The organism is Sediminispirochaeta smaragdinae DSM 11293, from assembly GCF_000143985.1.
Classification (GTDB): domain Bacteria; phylum Spirochaetota; class Spirochaetia; order DSM-16054; family Sediminispirochaetaceae; genus Sediminispirochaeta; species Sediminispirochaeta smaragdinae.
The window spans coordinates 1,715,461-1,732,839 of the sequence record NC_014364.1 but is presented as its reverse complement, the minus strand read 5'-3'; the positions used below and the strand labels follow the sequence as shown (position 1 = coordinate 1,732,839).

17 protein-coding genes are annotated in these 17,379 nt (G+C 52.1%); all 17 read right to left on the bottom strand.

Going from position 1 to position 17,379, the window contains the following annotated elements:
- Window position 1: 1 nt before the first annotated feature.
- Window positions 2-1,618 carry a sensor histidine kinase gene (locus SPIRS_RS08165; protein WP_013254206.1) on the bottom strand — a complete coding sequence of 539 codons (1,617 nt, stop codon included), beginning with the start codon at window positions 1,616-1,618 and terminating at the stop codon, window positions 2-4.
- The gene (locus SPIRS_RS08160; RefSeq protein WP_013254205.1) at window positions 1,615-1,962 is read right to left on the bottom strand and encodes a response regulator; all 348 of its coding nucleotides are present in this window, start codon (window positions 1,960-1,962) and stop codon (window positions 1,615-1,617) included. Before SPIRS_RS08160 ends, SPIRS_RS08165 begins: the two co-directional genes overlap by 4 nt.
- Before the next feature lie 4 nt (window positions 1,963-1,966).
- Window positions 1,967-3,118, bottom strand: coding sequence for a PAS domain-containing sensor histidine kinase (locus tag SPIRS_RS08155; RefSeq protein WP_013254204.1), 1,152 nt, complete (start codon window positions 3,116-3,118; stop codon window positions 1,967-1,969).
- Between the two features lie 180 nt (window positions 3,119-3,298).
- Complete coding sequence (gene leuB / locus SPIRS_RS08150; protein WP_013254203.1) at window positions 3,299-4,360, bottom strand: 3-isopropylmalate dehydrogenase; 1,062 nt, start codon at window positions 4,358-4,360, stop codon at window positions 3,299-3,301.
- Window positions 4,357-4,875, bottom strand: a complete 519-nt coding sequence (locus SPIRS_RS08145) for a 3-isopropylmalate dehydratase small subunit (RefSeq protein WP_013254202.1) — start codon at window positions 4,873-4,875, stop codon at window positions 4,357-4,359. Before SPIRS_RS08145 ends, leuB begins: the two co-directional genes overlap by 4 nt.
- Window positions 4,876-6,144: a 3-isopropylmalate dehydratase large subunit gene (gene leuC / locus SPIRS_RS08140; RefSeq protein WP_013254201.1), complete on the bottom strand. Its 1,269-nt coding sequence runs from the start codon at window positions 6,142-6,144 to the stop codon at window positions 4,876-4,878.
- Window positions 6,145-6,214: 70 nt separating this feature from the next.
- A complete protein-coding gene (locus SPIRS_RS08135; protein WP_013254200.1) occupies window positions 6,215-7,732 on the bottom strand; it encodes a 2-isopropylmalate synthase in 1,518 nt (505 codons plus the stop codon).
- Window positions 7,716-9,392, bottom strand: coding sequence for a citramalate synthase (gene cimA / locus SPIRS_RS08130; protein ID WP_013254199.1), 1,677 nt, complete (start codon window positions 9,390-9,392; stop codon window positions 7,716-7,718). Before cimA ends, SPIRS_RS08135 begins: the two co-directional genes overlap by 17 nt.
- On the bottom strand, window positions 9,389-11,128 hold the full coding sequence (ilvD, locus tag SPIRS_RS08125; protein ID WP_013254198.1) for a dihydroxy-acid dehydratase: 1,740 nt from the start codon (window positions 11,126-11,128) through the stop codon (window positions 9,389-9,391). The genes cimA and ilvD overlap by 4 nt, the downstream gene beginning before the upstream one ends.
- Window positions 11,129-11,194: 66 nt before the next feature.
- Window positions 11,195-12,205: a ketol-acid reductoisomerase gene (gene ilvC / locus SPIRS_RS08120; RefSeq protein WP_013254197.1), complete on the bottom strand. Its 1,011-nt coding sequence runs from the start codon at window positions 12,203-12,205 to the stop codon at window positions 11,195-11,197.
- A gap of 51 nt (window positions 12,206-12,256) precedes the next feature.
- Window positions 12,257-12,766, bottom strand: coding sequence for an acetolactate synthase small subunit (gene ilvN / locus SPIRS_RS08115; protein ID WP_013254196.1), 510 nt, complete (start codon window positions 12,764-12,766; stop codon window positions 12,257-12,259).
- Window positions 12,767-12,786: 20 nt separating this feature from the next.
- Window positions 12,787-14,469: a biosynthetic-type acetolactate synthase large subunit gene (ilvB, locus tag SPIRS_RS08110; protein ID WP_041866016.1), complete on the bottom strand. Its 1,683-nt coding sequence runs from the start codon at window positions 14,467-14,469 to the stop codon at window positions 12,787-12,789.
- Window positions 14,470-14,598: 129 nt separating this feature from the next.
- Window positions 14,599-14,763 carry a hypothetical protein gene (locus SPIRS_RS22500; protein WP_013254194.1) on the bottom strand — a complete coding sequence of 55 codons (165 nt, stop codon included), beginning with the start codon at window positions 14,761-14,763 and terminating at the stop codon, window positions 14,599-14,601.
- A 60-nt stretch (window positions 14,764-14,823) separates the two neighbouring features.
- The gene (locus tag SPIRS_RS08105; protein ID WP_245537733.1) at window positions 14,824-15,441 is read right to left on the bottom strand and encodes a hypothetical protein; all 618 of its coding nucleotides are present in this window, start codon (window positions 15,439-15,441) and stop codon (window positions 14,824-14,826) included.
- Window positions 15,442-15,444: 3 nt separating this feature from the next.
- A complete protein-coding gene (locus SPIRS_RS08100) occupies window positions 15,445-15,987 on the bottom strand; it encodes a Gx transporter family protein (protein WP_013254192.1) in 543 nt (180 codons plus the stop codon).
- Window positions 15,947-16,225 carry a hypothetical protein gene (locus tag SPIRS_RS08095; protein ID WP_013254191.1) on the bottom strand — a complete coding sequence of 93 codons (279 nt, stop codon included), beginning with the start codon at window positions 16,223-16,225 and terminating at the stop codon, window positions 15,947-15,949. The genes SPIRS_RS08100 and SPIRS_RS08095 overlap by 41 nt, the downstream gene beginning before the upstream one ends.
- Complete coding sequence (locus tag SPIRS_RS08090) at window positions 16,222-17,163, bottom strand: FAD:protein FMN transferase (protein WP_148224047.1); 942 nt, start codon at window positions 17,161-17,163, stop codon at window positions 16,222-16,224. Before SPIRS_RS08090 ends, SPIRS_RS08095 begins: the two co-directional genes overlap by 4 nt.
- Between the last annotated feature and the right edge of the window lie 216 nt (window positions 17,164-17,379).

The window sequence follows — 17,379 nt, the reverse complement described above, 5'->3', positions numbered from 1 at the left end:
TTTACTCCTCAATCGATTCCAAATTTCTGGGAATGGAAACGAGAAAACAGGCACCGTTTTCCGAAGGTTTCACCTCCAGTTTTCCCTTATGCTTATTCACAATAATATCATGGGCCAGGGTCAGCCCAAGTCCGCTACCGCCGCCTATCGGTTTGGTTGTAAAAAAGGGATCGAATATTTTTCGCACATATTCTTCACTGATGCCGGGGCCATTGTCACAGATGCGGAAGTAGCTGTACTTATTATCCTGACTTGTTTCAATAATGATCAAGCCACGTTCAGCCCTCCCCTTTTTTTGCTGGATAGCCTCTACTGCATTGATTAAAAGATTCAACAGGACCTGGTTTATTTCGGCGGCAATGCAGAGAAACTGCTGAACCTTACCGTAGTGTTCTTCAATATCAATAGAATACTTATACTCGTTTTTCGAAATGGTAAGGGTGTCTTTTACTGCAGCGTTAAGATCATAGTAGCTCAGTCGTTCGGTTTGATCCTTGCGGGCAAAGCTTTTAAGACTTCCGAGAAGCTTTTTGATGCGATCGATACCCTCATGATTTTCCTGTTCAATGGAAGTGATATCGTCGAAAACAAAATCAAGGTCAAGCCGCTTATCAAGCGACTGAATCTCGGAGATCTTAAGGGCAAGCTCACCGTCCTGTCCGTAGAGTTCCCTCACGGTGGTAACGAAACTCTTCAGATCCTTAAAATGATTCATCAACACGGTAACATTATTGAAGATAAAACCGAGAGGATTGTTAATCTCATGGGCCATACCGGCAGCAAGAAGCCCCAAAGCCGCCATCTTTTCCTGGGAAAGCATCGAGGCATAGGCCCTGTTCAGCTCCTCATTTAATTCGCTCAACTCCATGTTCATCTGAAGCTGACCGGTAAAGGCCTCGGTTTGAAGGGTCGTATCCTTGATGTGGAAATAGTACATCTGGGGTTCATCGTCACCGTACGAGAGGGCAAAAATTGAAGCAAGTCCGGAAATATGTCCGCCCCCCTTTTGGTTTAAAAGCAACTCGAATTCGGTAATGGAGTTCCCCATGGCAAGCTCACCCGCGATATACTTCATCGCCTCTTCCGAAAGGATGAAAACGGCATTGATATCTTCATTCAGGGCTTCATCCTTGGAAGCGTATCCGAGCTTGAGGTAGCCTGCGCTATTGATGTCGGCAATGTGCCATGTGCTGTCCACGCAAATAACAAGATCGGGGTTACTGTTGTAATAGCCTTCAAACTGCGTATACATCTGCAAGAGCTGGAGGATGCTCGTTTTATCAAAGGGCAAGGCGATAAAGGTGATGGAGTTTTCCAGATGGCCTAATCTTTCAAAACAGAGGTAGGAGACCTTTCTTTTCCCGAAAAAAAAGGGTTTTATAGAAACACTTTCGTTGGTCAGCTGGGAGAACATAGTTTTGGGATATGAAACTGGAAAGGTTTTGGGGAAGATATCGCTCAGGCGAACGGGATCGGAAAACCCGGAAAGATCGATGATGCGCCTGAGTTGTTCATTCGAATTGGAAAGGATCCCCTCACGATCGTATTCTCCCTTTAAAACCTCAAAGGGACTATTCGGGATAGAGGAAAGCTTGTTGAAAACGCTAAACAGTCTCATGCTTCATACTTCTCCAAAATATCGATGATATCCTCAACATCGCAGGGCTTCTCAAGAAAATAGTCGATACCAAGTTCGTCGGGAAAGCTTGCACCGACCTCTCCGCTCAAAATGATCGTTATGAGGCCGGGAATGCGTTCCTTCAGCAAGCTGATCAAGTCCATGCCGGAAAGTCCCGGCATCATGGCATCCGTAATCAAAACATCAGGGACAATATCGGAGGCTACAGCATCGTTTCCGTTATTGAAAAAGGAGAAATCAAATTGTTTTCGATAATACTGAAGCAAACGCCGAAAACTATTCAGTATACTTGTATCATCGTCAACAAAAAACACCTTCAGCATGCTTTCATCCTTTCGGCACCTCGATGGTAAATGTGGTCCCCTCTCCGGAAAGAGAATCCACATGGATCGAACCCCTATGCTTACCGGTTATGGCCGTATAGACAATGGCAAGTCCCTGCCCTGTGCCCTTGCCCTGAGGCTTCGTGGTAAAAAAAGGCTCAAATACCCTACTTTTAACCTCTTCGGTCATTCCCGTACCGTTATCGCTGATCCGAATTACCGCCCTACTGCCAACTTCTTCAAGTTCTATCTCAATAATTCCCTTAGAGAGGGCGTCATCGCCAAATCGTTCTTCTATGGCATGGGTAGCGTTTATAATGATGTTGACCATGGCCTGAGAAAAGAGCGAAGGGAAGCCCTGAACCATGATAGGCTTTTCCGGGAGAAGGGTATGAAGTCGGGCTATATGTTTCCACTGATTCTCGGAAAGCGTCACTGCATCCTCAAGGGCCTGGGAGGGAGAAAACGGCACCGGTTTATCATAGCCCGGATGCGCATAATTGCGGAGAGACCGAATGATGCTGGTGATACGATCGATTCCTTCAAGGGATTGGTGAAGGACCTCCGGAAAATCCTCTACGGTGGAAAGAATCTCCCTCTTTCCCTCGCTTCCCGGCGTGTTAAGCCAAGATCTCACCTCATCGGTACAGGCATTCAAATATTGTAGGTTGTTCTTTATAAATTGGACCGGGGTATTGATTTCATGGATAATCCCCGCAGCCATCTCTCCTATGGCACGAAATTTCTGGCTTTCTTCATTTTGTCGCTTCATCTCCCTGGTTTCGGTAATGTCCTTTCCATCGATAAGAAAACCGGCATGAGTACCGCTTTGGAGATAGATCGGAACAATATTCAGCCCGATATATCGTCCGGTATCATTCTCCTGCCTGATGTAAAGGTCGGGGAGAAATACCTGCCATCGTTTTTCCACCGCTTCTTTGACGGCCTCCATGACCGGTTTTATAAATTGAGGAATAGCGATATCGCTTAGTTTTCGTCCCCGGACAGAGGACTCTTTTATATTAAAAAACTGTTCTGCTTTCTCATTCCAATATTTAATATGAACATCGGCATCGGCAATAATGATAATGGTATCGGTTGATTTGAGAAGATTTTGAAAAAACGTGAGGATCTCTTCCGAACTCTCGATTTCCATGCGTCACTCCCTGCTCAAAGGCGTCTTTCAAACAATCCGGACCCTTTCTCTCACAATTTTATATGCCGAGACTAGAAAACGCAAATAAAGAAAAAAGATATTGGTATCAATACACCAATATAGACACGTATAGCGGCACTCCCAGAAGGGCCCGCCGCTATACGTGATAAAAAAGTTACTTTAGGAGAGTCGTTTGATCACCGCGTCAGCCATCTGTCGGGTCCCGACAGAGGAGGCGCCACCGGCTACGTCGCCTGTACGAACGCCGTCGTTTAGGGCAGCCTCAATGGCAGCTTCAACGGCACGTGCGGCATCCACCCGGTCGAAGGAATATTCGAACATCATGGCTCCCGAAAGGATCTGGGCAATCGGATTTGCAATGCCCTTTCCCGCAATGTCGGGTGCAGATCCCCCGGACGGTTCAAAAAGATTCACGCTTTCACCAATGCTTGCCGAAGGAAGCATTCCCAGGCTGCCGGCAAGGGCCGCCGATTCATCGGAGAGGATGTCGCCGAAAAGATTCCCCGTTACGAGGACATCGAAGCCCCCTGGATTGAGAATAAGTTGCATGGCAGCATTGTCAACATACATGTGGTTCAGCTCAACGGAAGGGTAATCGGCTCCCATTTTTGCCACCACATTACGCCAGAGGATGCTGGCGGAAAGTACATTTGCCTTGTCCACGCTGGTCAATGTTCCCCTGCGCCGCGCTGCCGCCTCGAAGGCCACCTTTGCAATTCGGCTCACCGTCTCTGCCTCATACAGCATCGTATCGAGGCCATGGCTCTCATCAAGCTCTTTCGGCTCGCCAAAGTAGATTCCCGAAGAAAGCTCTCTGACCGTTAAAAGGTCAACGCCCGATCCCGAAGGAATCCGAACCGGACACTGATCAAAGAGCGCGGGATAGAGGCGAACCGGCCGCAGGTTTGCATAGAGCTTGAGGGCCTTGCGAATGGCAAGTAAGCCGCCCAACTCCGGCCGCTGTTTCGGCGGCAAGTTGTCCCATTTCGGTCCGCCGACAGAACCGAGGAGAACGGCATCTGCAGACCGGCAGAGGTTGAGGGTTTCATCAGGAAGGGGAGATCCCGTGGCATCGATGGCGGCTCCCCCGATAAGCGCCTGCTCGAATTTCATTGCTATGTCATACTTCTTTCCGGCCGCCTCAAGAACCCGAAGGCTCTCGGTCATGACCTCGGGGCCGATACCGTCTCCAGGAAGGACTGCAACACGAAAGGTCTTCATGCTCCCTCCTTCATCAATTCGGCCTTGGCATAGGAAAGCCAGCCCCCGTAATCGATCACCTTTTTCAAAAACTCGGGATAGGGGTTGAACGTAAACTCTTTATTCTTCGTAAGGTTACGTACAAGTCCCCGATCAAAATCGATCTCGACCTCGTCGCCCTCGCCGAATTGGTCGGCTTCGGGAAGCTCAATGATGGGAAGACCGATATTGAAGCTATTGCGCAGGAATATCCGAGCAAAGCTCTTGGCGATGACGCAGCCGATACCCGAGGCCTTGATCGATATGGGAGCATGCTCGCGGCTGGAGCCGCAGCCGAAGTTTTCACCGGCAATCATGATCGATCCTGCAAGATCGTCCCTACGGCCGAAGCCGCTTCTGGCATCCTCCATGCAGTAGAGAGCCAACTCTGCAGGGTCGCTGGTGGAAAGGTAACGTGCGGGGATAATCTCGTCCGTATTGACGTTATCCCCGAAGACAAAACATCTGCCCTTGCGTTTCATGGTGGTATCGCTCATTTACGCCCCCTCACGGATATCGGTGATGTAGCCGGTAATCGCCGAATGTGCGGCGACCGCCGGTCCTGCAAGATAGACCTTGCTTTTCAGATGCCCCATCCTTCCGACGAAATTCCGGTTTGTGGTACTCAAGGCAACCTCATCTTCTGCAAGGATCCCCATGTGACCGCCAAGGCAGGGACCGCAGGTTGGTGTGGAGAAGGCACATTCGGCATCTACAAAAATCGAGGCAAGGCCTTCCTCTACCGCCTGGCGATAGATCTTCTGGCTTCCCGGAAAGATGATACACCTCACGGATGGCGCAACCTTTTTCCCTTTCAGTATTTCGGCAGCTACCCTGAGATCTTCGATTCTTCCGTTGGTACAGCTTCCGATGACGACCTGATCGATTTTCACCTTCTCCTTCTCTGCCTCCGCCGCACTCTTACCGTTGGAAGGAAGGAAGGGATATGCAACCATGGGAGGAACATCGGCGAGATCGATATCGATGCTGCGCTCCCAGACGGCATCTTCATCGGCCGCAAAGGGCTCAACCTTGATGCCTCGCTCCGCTTCGTAGGCGATGGTGACATCGTCCACGGGAAAGAGTCCAGCCTTACCGCCAGCCTCGATAGCCATATTACTGACGGTAAAACGGCTGTCCATGGAAACACTGGCGACTCCCGGACCGGTAAATTCTATTGCCCGGTAGTTGGCTCCATCTACTCCGAGGATATGAATCAGGTAAAGCACCAGATCCTTTCCAGCCACACCCTTTCTAAATTTTCCTGTAAGCCGGACTTGTATGGCTGAAGGGACCTTGAACCACGCCTTGCCGGTGAGATACACACCGGCAAGATCCGTAGAGCCGACACCGGTAGCAAAGGCACCGAGGGCCCCGTAGGTGCAGGTATGGCTGTCTGCGCCGATAACCAAATCACCGGACCTTACGATCCCCATCTCCGGCAGGATCACATGCTCTATTCCCATGCGTCCCACTTCGAAGAAGTGCTTCACACCCTGCTCATTGGCAAAATCCCTCACCAGCTTCACCTGCTGGGCAGACTTAATATCCTTGTTCGGCGCAAAATGGTCGGGAACAAGGACCACACGGTCGGGGTAACGAAGTTTTTTCCCTCCCGCCTTCCGAAACTCGTTAATGGCCACCGGGGCGGTAATATCGTTCCCCAGGGCGACATCAACATCGAGCATCAGATACTCCCCAGGGTGGACCCTTCGGCCCGCCTTTCGGGAGAAAATTTTCTCACTCATACTCTGGCCTGTTGCCACATCAATCTCCTTTACTCAAGTGTATTGTCTCACCACGTTTCGTTGCTTCATGTTTTTGTATGTCCACTTCTCACCGCTTACGCAGCTCAAAACGATTAACAGCGTTCAGGTAGGCCATGGCAGATGCCTCGATAATATCCGTTGATGAGGCCTTTCCCCCGTAGGTAGCGCCCTCTATCTCAACCTCAAGCTTTACCTCTCCCTGAGCATCCTTTCCCGATCCAATGGCGTGGATAATGTACTCTTTCAGTCTGGCATTTATGCCGACACACTCGTCTATGGCATTAAAGACCGCATCAACGGGGCCATCACCGGTTGCCGAGGCAACCTTCTCTCCGGCTTCGGAACGTACCTTTACCGTGGCTCCGGGAATGAGGCTGTTACCGGTAAATGTATGAAAATACAGAAGGGAGAAGCCCTTCACCACTCCACCTAAAACGGTACCGACGATAGAAAAGAGATCTTCGTCGTACACCTCTTTCTTTTTATCCGCAATCGCGGTAAAGCGGGCAAAGACATCCTCAAATTGCTGACGGGTCAGTTTTATATTGTACTGGGAAAGCTTATCTTCCAATGCATGCTTTCCTGAATGGCGCCCCATAATGATGGTTTCGCTGGACCTTCCGATCCGTTCCGGCTTCATAATCTCATAGGTTTCCCGCTTATTGAGTACCCCATGTTGATGTATCCCGGATTCGTGAACAAAGACATTGTCTCCGAAGATCGGCTTATTTCGCGGGATTAATAATCCGGTAATGCTTTGAAGCAGTTTTCCTGTGGGATAGAGATACTCGGTATGAATCCCGGTCTCGACATCGAACATGTCTTTTCTTACATCGAGGCTCATAATAAGCTCTTCCATGGGACAGTTTCCCGCCCTTTCTCCTATACCGTTGAGGGTGACCTCAACCTGGCTGGCTCCGCTGCGAACAGCAGCCAGGCTGTTTGCCAGTGCAAGGCCCAAATCGTTATGGCAGTGAACAGAAAGATCAACCGAACCGTCGGAAAACTGGGGGACCTGTTCGACAAGAAAGCTTATAAGCTGGCCGAATTCTTTAGGAACCGCGTAACCGACGGTATCGGGAATATTGATGCTGGTGGCACCGCACTCGATGGCGGTTTTTACCACCTCGACCAGGTAATCAGGCTCGGTACGGCTGGCATCCTCAGGGCTGAATTCCATCCGTGAAAAGCCTTTTCCACCGTAATTGAGGCATTCCCGAACCGTATCAAGAATCTCTTCCTTACTTTTTTTCAGTTTGTACTCCCGGTGAAGGGGACTGGTGGCGATGAAAATATGGAGCATGGGATGGGCGGCATCCCGGAGTGCATCATAGGCGGCGTCAATATCACGCTGTACACAGCGGGCCAGTCCCACGACTTCCGCCTTCTTTACCGTTGCACTGACCCGTTGAACGGCCTCGAACTGCACGGGACTGGAAACGGGAAAGCCCGCTTCGATTCTATCGACACCCAGGCGCTCCAGGGCACTGGCCATCTTTATTTTCTGTTCCAGCGACATGGATGCGCCGGGAGATTGTTCGCCATCTCTGAGGGTTGTATCGAAAATCTTAATTCTGCGCGGCATACGCCACCTCCTTATCCTCTTCAATGCTCCCGCCGCCGGAATGGCGGCGGGATTCATCCTCTTTCTTCAGTTTATAAATAAGCGAATCACAAAGGGCATGCCACGATGCATCCAGGATATTGTCGGAAACACCCACGGTGGTCCAATGATCGACCCCGTCCGTGCTGCTTATCATGACTCGTGTGGTCGCATTTGTGCCAGCTTCTTCATTGAGAATCCGCACCTTATAGTCCGAAAGCTTTACCGTCCCAAGAACGGGATAAAACTTTTCCAGGACCTTCCGAAGGGCCCTGTCAAGGGCCTCCACAGGGCCGCTTCCATCGGCCGAGGTGTGTTCCACGGGATCGGAATAGCCGCCGGAGAGACTGACCTCCTCGGGAACCGCTGCCTTGATAGTGGCTTCGGACCAGGACTTGCCATCGCCCTCCGCCCAGGTAAGAACCCTGAAGCCCTGAAGGGTAAAGTAATCCTTCAAGGTCCCCAGTTCCCTTGCCGAAAGCAGTTCAAAGGATGCATCGGCACCCTCGAAATGATAGCCTCTGGCCTCCAACTCCTTCACCGCTTTGAGGATTCCTGCGGTCCGTTTCGGGTCGTCGGAAAGATCGATCCCCAGCTTTTTCACCTTCTCAAGCACATTGCTCTTCCCCGATAATTCGCTGATGGTCACGATACGGTCGTTGCCTACAAGCTCGGGGGAAACATGTTCATAACAACGACTATTTTTCCGAACTGCAGAGACATGGATACCCCCTTTATGGGCAAAGGCATTCCGGCCGACATAAGGAAGCCAGTCGGGCTGGCTCCGGTTCGCCGCCTCGCTGACAAGATGGCTTATATGAGTAAGCTTTTCCAGCTGCCCCTCGGGAAGACAGCGGAAGTTCCCTTTCAATTCAAGATTGGGGATCACGCTGCAGAGATTGGCATTCCCGCACCGTTCGCCAAGGCCGTTTATCGTTCCCTGCACCATCCTTGCCCCCGCACCGACGGCAACGAGGCTGTTGGCAACGGCAAGCTCGCTGTCGTTGTGGGCGTGGATACCGAGGGGAACGGTAACCCGGGCGGCGGCAGCCTCCTGCGCTTCAAGGATCTCCGAAGGCAGGGAGCCGCCATTGGTATCGCAAAGGGCAATCCAGTCAGCCCCCGCCGACGCCGCTGCTTCGATGACCGCCAGGGCATACCCCCGGTCGGCCTTGAAACCGTCGAAATAATGCTCCGCATCGAAGATGATCTTCTCAAAACGACCGCGAAGATAGGAGATGGTCGAGGAAACCATTGCAAGGTTTTCATCCAACGAGGTTTCAAGAGCCTCGGTTACATGGAGGTCCCAACTTTTGCCAAAGATCGCCACCGCCGGTACCCCAGTCTCGCAAAGGGTCCTGATATTGGCATCCTCTTCCACCGCCATATTCTTCATCCGCGTGGAGCTGAAGGCGGTCAGAGAGGCCCGGGAAAGGGGGGCCTTTTTCATCTCGTGAAAGAAAGCGACATCCTTGGGATTGCTCCCGGGCCAGCCCCCCTCGATGAAATCGACACCAAGTTGGTCCAGTCCCCGGGCAATCCTGATTTTATCTTCCACCGAAAAGGCGACTCCCCTGGTCTGGGCGCCATCCCTGAGGGTGGTATCAAAGATCATGATCTTTTCACGCGAAGCATTACTCATGACGTTTCTCCCGATTGAAGCCGCTTCACCGACTCGGAGGCAGCCTCAACAAAATCCTTACGGTAGATGGCCCCTTCGGCGGCACTGCCGACAAATATCGAATAGCGTGCAAGGTAGCCATCGGGATTGTGCTTGGCGGCCACAGGTTTTTCGGCCGAAGCCTCAGCCAAGGCACCTGCACGCCGTTTCTTTTCGTCCTCCTCCACCAAGAGGTCGAGACTCCGCTTGTTGAAATCGACCCGTATGCGATCTCCCTCCTGGACAAGGCCGATGGGCCCTCCGTTTGCCGCTTCGGGAGAAACGTGGCCGATAACCGCTCCCGTCGACCCGCCGGAAAAGCGACCGTCCGTGATCAAAACAACTTTCTCTATCAAGCCCAGGCCGACGATGGCGCTTGTGGGGCTGAGCATCTCACGCATACCCGGGCCGCCTTTGGGCCCTTCGTTACGAATCACGACAACATCTCCGCTTTTTACCTTTCCAGCCAGGATAGCCTCGGTTGCGACTTCCCCATCTTCATAAACAACGGCAGGTCCTTCATGAACGCGGAGGGCTTCAGGGACCCCGGCAAGTTTGACAACGGCGCCGTCCGGTGCAAGCGAACCGTGAAGAACGGCAAGGCCCCCTTCGGAATGGTAGGGACGACCTACAGGACGAACCACCTCATCATCCCAAACCCGGGAAGCATCGGCAATCTCACCAATGGTTTTTCCGGTCACGCTTCTCGCATCCCTTTTCAGTTCCCCCAACTCGTTGAGACGGGAAAGGATTGCGCCGATGCCACCTGCGGCCTCCAAATCCTGAATATGGTGCTTTCCCACAGGAGAGAGATTGCAGAGATGGGGAATCCTGCGGCCGAGCAGATCAAAGTTGTCGATTGAGAAATCAACATCGAAGGCCTTGGCAATCGCAGGCAAATGAAGTGCGGTATTGGAAGAGCCGCCAAGGGCGAGGTCTGCGGCAACGGCGTTCATAAAAGAATCTTCGGTTGCAATATTTCGGGGACAGATATCCTCTTTCACCAGCCTGACCACCGCCATTCCGGCCTCCTTGGCAAGGCGAATACGACCGGAATCGACGGCAGGAATGGTTCCGTTTCCGGGAAGGGCAAGGCCAAGTACTTCGGCAAGGGAGTTCATGGAGTTTGCGGTAAAAAGGCCTGAACAGCTTCCCGCTCCCGGACAGGCATAGCTTTCGATGGCGGCAAGCTCATCATCGTCAATGTTCCCCTGGGCATGGCGCCCTACCGCTTCGAAGACCGAGATAAGATCCAGGCTCTTGCCGTGGTAGTTACCGGCAAGCATGGGACCGCCGCTTATGAGAACCGAAGGGATATTGAGCCGCCCCATGGCCATAAGCATACCCGGGGTGATTTTATCGCAGTTGGAAATAAAGACCATACCGTCGAAGGGGTGGCCTTCGGCCACGATCTCGATGGAATCGGCAATCAGCTCCCGGCTGGGCAGGGAGTAGTACATTCCCTTATGATCCATGGCGATCCCGTCACAGACACCAATGGTGGAAAATCGCAGGGGCGTGGCGCCGGCCATTCGAACGCCGGCCTTTACCGCATCCTCAACCTGAGCGAGGTGCATATGACCGGGAATGAGTTCACTCGCCGACGAGGCAATCCCGATAATAGGACCGGCAATCTCCCGGTCGGTGAGTCCCAGCGCCTTCATCAAAGATCGGTGGGGAGCCCGTTTTGATCCCAGTTTCATTTTATCACTTCGCATAGTTCCCTTCTCCTTTGTTTCGAAAAACCCCGGCGACCCTGGCCGCCGGAGTTTCTTCATGGTTTTCTATTCTTCGATCTCGATGTCGCTTTTCAGCCAACTCATCATCGATCGAAGCTGCGCACCAACAGCCTCGTTCTGGCTGTTTCGCGCATTCTGTCTCATGGCATAAAATGACGGACGACCGGCCCTGTTCTCAAGGATCCAGTCCCGGGCGAATCGACCACTCTGGATATCCTCGAGGATTCCCTTCATCGCCTTCTTGGTCTCGTCGGTCACCAGTTTTCCCTGTGTGATATAATCGCCGTACTCTGCGGTGTTGCTGATGGAGTGTCGCATAAGGGTCATGCCACCTTCGTAGATAAGGTCTACAATCAGCTTCATCTCGTTGATACACTCGAAATAGGCCATCTCAGGCTGATATCCGGCCTCGACAAGGGTATCGAATCCCGCCTTCATCAGGCTGGTGACGCCACCGCACAAAACGGCCTGTTCACCAAAAAGATCGGTCTCGGTCTCTTCACGAAAGCTGGTCTCAAACACCCCGGCACGGGTACAGCCGATTCCCTTTGCATAGGCCAGAGCCCGAGCCTCGGCCTTACCGGTTTCATCCTTGTGAACGGCCACAAGCCCGGGAACCCCTCTGCCCGCCTCGAACTCACGCCGAACAATGTGCCCGGGCCCTTTGGGCGCGACAAGGGAGACATCCACACCCTTAGGCGCAACGATCTGGTGGAAGTGAATTGCAAAACCGTGGGCGAACATCAGCATATTTCCAGCCTCAAGCCCCGGGGCGATCTCCTTGGCGTAAATCTCTGCCTGGAGTTCATCGGGGAGCAGCACCATAACGACGCTTCCCCGCTTGGCAGCCTCCGCAACGGTGTAAACGGGGATACCGTAGGCTTCCGCCTTTTTCCAGCTCTTACTACCTTTCCGCAGGCCGACAATGACGTCCACACCACTGTCTTTCAGACTCATCGCGTGGGCGTGTCCCTGACTTCCAAAACCTAAGACCGCAACCGTCTCGTTCTTTAGTGCCGAAAGGTCCGCGTCCTTGTCGTAAAAAATCTTTGCCATCTTTTGTTCTCCTTTACAAACAAATTCCATTTCATCTATGCAATCCCGCAGCTATCGGGTCTGCTTCTTTTCCCACCGGTTCATCGCAACGATGCCGGTCCTCGCCACCTCAACCACCTGCTGAGGTGGAAAAAGGCCGATAAACGAATCCACTTTTTCACTGCTTCCGACGATCTCCACAACAAAGCCGCCGGGGCCGGAATCGATCACCTGGCCCTTGAATACGTTGACCATCTGCAGAACCTCATTTCGAGATCCGTTGGTGGCCCTGAGTTTGATAAGCCCAATCTCTCGTTCAACCTTATTGCGCGGGTCGATGGGACTCACCTTTACCGTATCGACGATCTTGTAAAGCTGTTTCTGAATCTGTTCCACACTCTGATCATCACCCTTTACAATGATGGTGAGCCTGAACATATCGGGATCTTTGGTCGGTCCGGCAGCGATCGACTCGATATTAAAGCCCCGCCTGGTAATCAGACTGGTCAGCTTCGAAAGAACCCCCGGGTGGTTGTTCACCAACACGGAAATGGTGTGATCGGTATATTCTTCTTCGCGCATACGCCTCTCCTTTCTATCGATCAGATCTTCTCAACAACTTGTTCAAGGGGTTTCCCCGCAGGGACCATCGGCAAGACGTTTGCCGACGGACTGACATGGGCATGAAGCAGCATCGGCCCCTCGCATTCGGCAAGTTCCCTGAGAACATCTTGCGCATCCTTGGCATCCCAGAGGGTGCGGCCGTGAATGCCAAAGACCTCGGCAAGGGCGGCAAAATCGGGATTATCATCCATGACGGTACCGGCGTAACGCTTCTCGAACAAAAGCTCCTGCCATTGGCGAACCATTCCGAGATAGCCGTTGTCTATCACCAGCATCTTCACAGGAAGGCGATAACGCCTGATGGTGGCAAGCTCCTGAAGGTTCATCTGAAAACCTCCGTCGCCACTTATCATCAGCACCGGTTTGTCGGGATTTCCGACAGCCGCCCCTATTGCTGCGGGAAGGCCGAAACCCATGGTTCCGAGTCCCCCGCTGGTAAGAAAGGAGCGCCCCCTGGAAAAGCCGAAAAACAGGGCGGCCCACATCTGATTCTGGCCCACATCAGTGACGACGATGGTCTCTTTGGGGAAGATTTCTCCGGCAAGCTGAATCAATCGTTGCGGGGCCAGCCCCCCGGGATTCTTCGGATCCTCGGCAACCAGAGGGTGGGCGGATCGATACTCGACGAGTTCGCGGATCCACTGTTCGGAATCAACCGGAATATCGGCCTTGTTCAAATCACCCAGCACCGATTGGATCGTACCGACGATGGGAAGGTCGGCCTTGATGCTCTTGCCGATCTCCGCAGGATCGATGTCCACATGGACCAGCTTTGCCTTCGGGGCAAAGCCTGCCCCGTCACCGACGATACGGTCCGAAAACCGAACCCCAAGGGCAAGGATGAGATCGGCATTCTGAACGGCATAATTACCGTAAAGGGTACCATGCATTCCGATAGGCCCCAGAAGCAGCTCACTTCGCTTCGGCATCACGCCATGCCCCATGAGGGTACAGACGACGGGAATACCCTTCTCGTCCGCAAGACGATTCACCATTTCCGTTGCTCCGGAAAGATTGACACCACCGCCGGCGATGATCAAAGGCTTACGGGACTGTTTCAGCATGCCGATGACCGACTTGATCTGCTTCGGATGGCCGTTCATGTTCGGCTTGTACCCCCGCAGCTCAATCGTATCAGGATACGCAAAGGGCACATCCTGGGCTTGCACATCCCCGGGGATATCGATAACCACAGGGCCGGGGCGACCGGTGGTTGCAAGGTGAAAGGCCTTCTTTACCGTATAGGCGATCTCACTTGCATCCCGTACCAGAAAATTGGCCTTTGTGATCGGCATGGTAATTCCAACTACATCTGCTTCCTGAAAAGCATCGCTTCCGATTTGATCGAGGTTGACCTGCCCGGTGATGACAACCATGGGAACTGAATCCATATAGGCCGTTGCAATACCGGTAACGGTGTTGGTGGCTCCGGGACCGGAGGTAACAATAACAACGCCGGGCCTGCCGGTGGAACGGGCATAGCCATCAGCCGCATGGGCCCCCCCTTGCTCATGACGGGGGAGAATCAAGCGGACACGATCCTCAAATTCCTGCAGTTGATCAAAGATGGAAATAACTTTTCCGCCGGTATAGGCAAAAATCGTGTCCACACCTTCGAGTAAAAGACTTTCAACCAATATTCGTGCACCTTTCAAGATCATAACCTCCTTGATCTTCCCCGGGCACGACAAAACCTCTCCGGCATTCCCGGTGCATATGGATGCACCTTCCGGGAGGGAGACAGCGAGTCAGTTTCGTCGTTCGGGGTAATTTAGGTCAGATAACCGAGCCTAACAGGCTCGATTACCTGCCGCCATACTCGAACGGCGAAACTTTCCAATAATGGATAGGATAATAATCGAAATTGGTAGGCTGGAGAGGAGGATGTTTACGATAATAATAATGCTCATAACCGGGACAATAAGGTTTATGGACCGAGCAATAATCGTAAACATACCTTGGACTCCTTAAAGGAAAAATCTTAGAACTAAGGGTATCGAGGGGAAAAAAACGTGTCAAGCCTTTATAACTTGTGAAATCACAAAAAGCGTCCAGAAGAGGAGAATCAGGACCACAATATAGATACGAATCCCGATCAGAGGCACCACAGCCTCTCCCCTCTTCCCGGCAAGGGTGTCAGCCGGTGACTCGTCAGCCTCTTGAAAGCAAAAAAGAAGGATCTGATCCAGCCGCTTCCCAAGGTGAGTGAGGGCATACCAGAAGCCCTTCTCTTTTGCCGGAGGATCGAAGTTTATAATTTTCTCAAAATAATACAGGGTCCTGGCGACAAGAGCGCCCCCCTTGCCCGGAAGGGCGAGGGATGCGCTTATCGAAGAACGGGAGAGATAGACAAGACCGATAAAAAGTAGGGCCCTCATCAAGCCCTGTACCAGAGCGACGGAGGTGACCGGGAAGGTTCCGATACGAAAGAGCACCTCCCCTACCGGAGTAAGGAGATTCGCTACAGTGACTCCCAGCAAGAGGGCAATATTGGGAAGGAATCGAAACCGGCGCCCCAGAAGCAAGGAGTAGACGATAAGCAGGACGACTTGAATGATCCTGAAAAGAAGCGACTGCTGAAATACGAAGGCGGGAATTAAAAGGACTCCCGCCATAAAACGAAATTTATTCAATGTTTAGGCCTCCGTGAAGTTACGAGCCCAAAGGCTTCCGGCAATAAAACGATCACCGAAAAATCCCATAATGGCCCCGCTGATCAAACCGATGATCAGAAAGGGGGGAGCGATAAGAAGGGCCGCATTGCCGAAAATAAAGCGGTTGGCAAGCACTATTTGCGACAAATTTCCGACAAAGGCTCCCGCCACGCTCATACCGACGAGACTGATGCCTTTCCTTGCAAAACGCCGAAGAAGGACCATAACAGCCACACTGACAAGGGTTCCCGTAGCGGAAAAAAGGATGATATATGAAAAGAGTGTCCCATTTACAATCCCTTGTCCTGCAATCTTTAGAAAAGCCAAAAGCCACACTTCACGGTCATCGAAAAGGGCAAGTGCAATAAGAATCGGAATATTCGCAATGCCCAAGCGCATAAAGGGCACGGGCTTTGGTATCATAAACTCCAAGACCGAAAGGAAAAGCGCCAGCCCGCCCAAAACCGCAACAGGCTTGTGACGATCACCACTCATCAGATTCCCCGTCCACTTCATCCTCGTCATCGAGGAAATCCTCGATACGGTAGCTGATCTCTGCGGGAGGTTCTATGGGCACAAGATCGACAAGATGGGGCAGAATATCTGCGGCAGCTTTTCTACTCTCGTCGGGGAACTCGAAAAAGGTAATCACTCCCTCGTCGGATTCTTCCATGATACAGCAGGCGGTAAAACTCTTGCCCATGGAAAGGTCAAGTCGGTACCACACTCCGGAAATAAGCCGGACATCGTCAAATTTACTCATTCCGTCACCTCGCTATCCTGCACAAAATGGTACCGGCTGTCCTCTATCGTAAGCCACCCGTCGGGGTCGGAGGATGTCAGCACCGATTTATCTTCCATAACAAACACGGCCTGGAGAAAGGGGGTCTCTCTTGCCAGCCGCAGACCTTTCTCCGGGCCTAAGGCAAACAACATGGTGGAGAAGGCGTCCGCCAGGGTCGAGTCCCTGGCGACAACAGTCACCGAGGCTATCCCGTTTTCTATCGGATAGCCGTCGACGGTACTGAGGATATGGTGATAACGCACGCCGTCCTGGATGAAAAAACGTTCATATTTCCCACTGGTGACAACGGCACTATCCTCGACTCGGGCAATGGCAATATAGTTTCCCCGCTCGGCGTCGGGATCCTGAATTCCAATCTTCCAGGGCCCATCTCCGTAGCGCTGCCCCATCGCAAAAACATTCCCGCCGAAGTTGATAATAGCATACGGCACCTCATCATCTTTCAGGACCTGTGCGGCGGCATCCGCGGCATAGCCCTTGGCGATTGCCCCAAGATCGACGGCCATCCCTTTTTTCAGGAGTTCGGCTGTACGATGTTCACTATTGAGAACCAGATTGTGATAATCAATCAACGCAAGTGCATCCAAGATCTCGGATCGCTCAGGAAGCCTTGCTTCATCACTTCCTATTCCCCAAAGAGAGACAAGAGGTCCGACGGTGGGATCAAAGGCGCCACCCGAAAGCTGGGCATACTCCTTTGCCTTGGAAAGAAGAAAAAAGGTATCATCGGAAAACTGCAAAGGATCCCTGCCTGCATGGTCATTGAGAACCGAGATCTCCGAATCATCCAAATTCACACTCATGAGAGACTCCACACGGTGAACGGCATCAAAGGCCTCTTGTATATGATGGGCATCCGCCTTTCGAAAGACCGTGATGGTGCAGGTTGTCCCCAAAGCAAAACGTGTCTCCGCTATAGGATCTTGCGATTTCTCCGTCCCGCATGACGATAGAATACATAGTAAGAAAAAAAAAGCATATAGACGATATTTCATGGTGCGAAAATTTCTCTTATTTCTCTTGAAAAGTCAAGCTTCTGACAGAAGCATGTAGTTGCAGAAAAGATAATTATCTTCTATCATCACTAAAGCATGATCGAATCGATCATATTT

Coding starts and splice junctions, on each gene's coding strand:
- SPIRS_RS08165 (WP_013254206.1), bottom strand. CDS start 1,618: ATGAGACTGTTTAGCGTTTTCAACAAGCTTTCCTCTATCCCGAATAGT.
- SPIRS_RS08160 (WP_013254205.1), bottom strand. CDS start 1,962: ATGCTGAAGGTGTTTTTTGTTGACGATGATACAAGTATACTGAATAGT.
- SPIRS_RS08155 (WP_013254204.1), bottom strand. CDS start 3,118: ATGGAAATCGAGAGTTCGGAAGAGATCCTCACGTTTTTTCAAAATCTT.
- leuB (WP_013254203.1), bottom strand. CDS start 4,360: ATGAAGACCTTTCGTGTTGCAGTCCTTCCTGGAGACGGTATCGGCCCC.
- SPIRS_RS08145 (WP_013254202.1), bottom strand. CDS start 4,875: ATGAGCGATACCACCATGAAACGCAAGGGCAGATGTTTTGTCTTCGGG.
- SPIRS_RS08135 (WP_013254200.1), bottom strand. CDS start 7,732: ATGCCGCGCAGAATTAAGATTTTCGATACAACCCTCAGAGATGGCGAA.
- cimA (WP_013254199.1), bottom strand. CDS start 9,392: ATGAGTAATGCTTCGCGTGAAAAGATCATGATCTTTGATACCACCCTC.
- ilvD (WP_013254198.1), bottom strand. CDS start 11,128: ATGCGAAGTGATAAAATGAAACTGGGATCAAAACGGGCTCCCCACCGA.
- ilvC (WP_013254197.1), bottom strand. CDS start 12,205: ATGGCAAAGATTTTTTACGACAAGGACGCGGACCTTTCGGCACTAAAG.
- ilvN (WP_013254196.1), bottom strand. CDS start 12,766: ATGCGCGAAGAAGAATATACCGATCACACCATTTCCGTGTTGGTGAAC.
- ilvB (WP_041866016.1), bottom strand. CDS start 14,469: ATGATCTTGAAAGGTGCACGAATATTGGTTGAAAGTCTTTTACTCGAA.
- SPIRS_RS22500 (WP_013254194.1), bottom strand. CDS start 14,763: ATGTTTACGATTATTGCTCGGTCCATAAACCTTATTGTCCCGGTTATG.
- SPIRS_RS08100 (WP_013254192.1), bottom strand. CDS start 15,987: ATGACGAGGATGAAGTGGACGGGGAATCTGATGAGTGGTGATCGTCAC.
- SPIRS_RS08095 (WP_013254191.1), bottom strand. CDS start 16,225: ATGAGTAAATTTGACGATGTCCGGCTTATTTCCGGAGTGTGGTACCGA.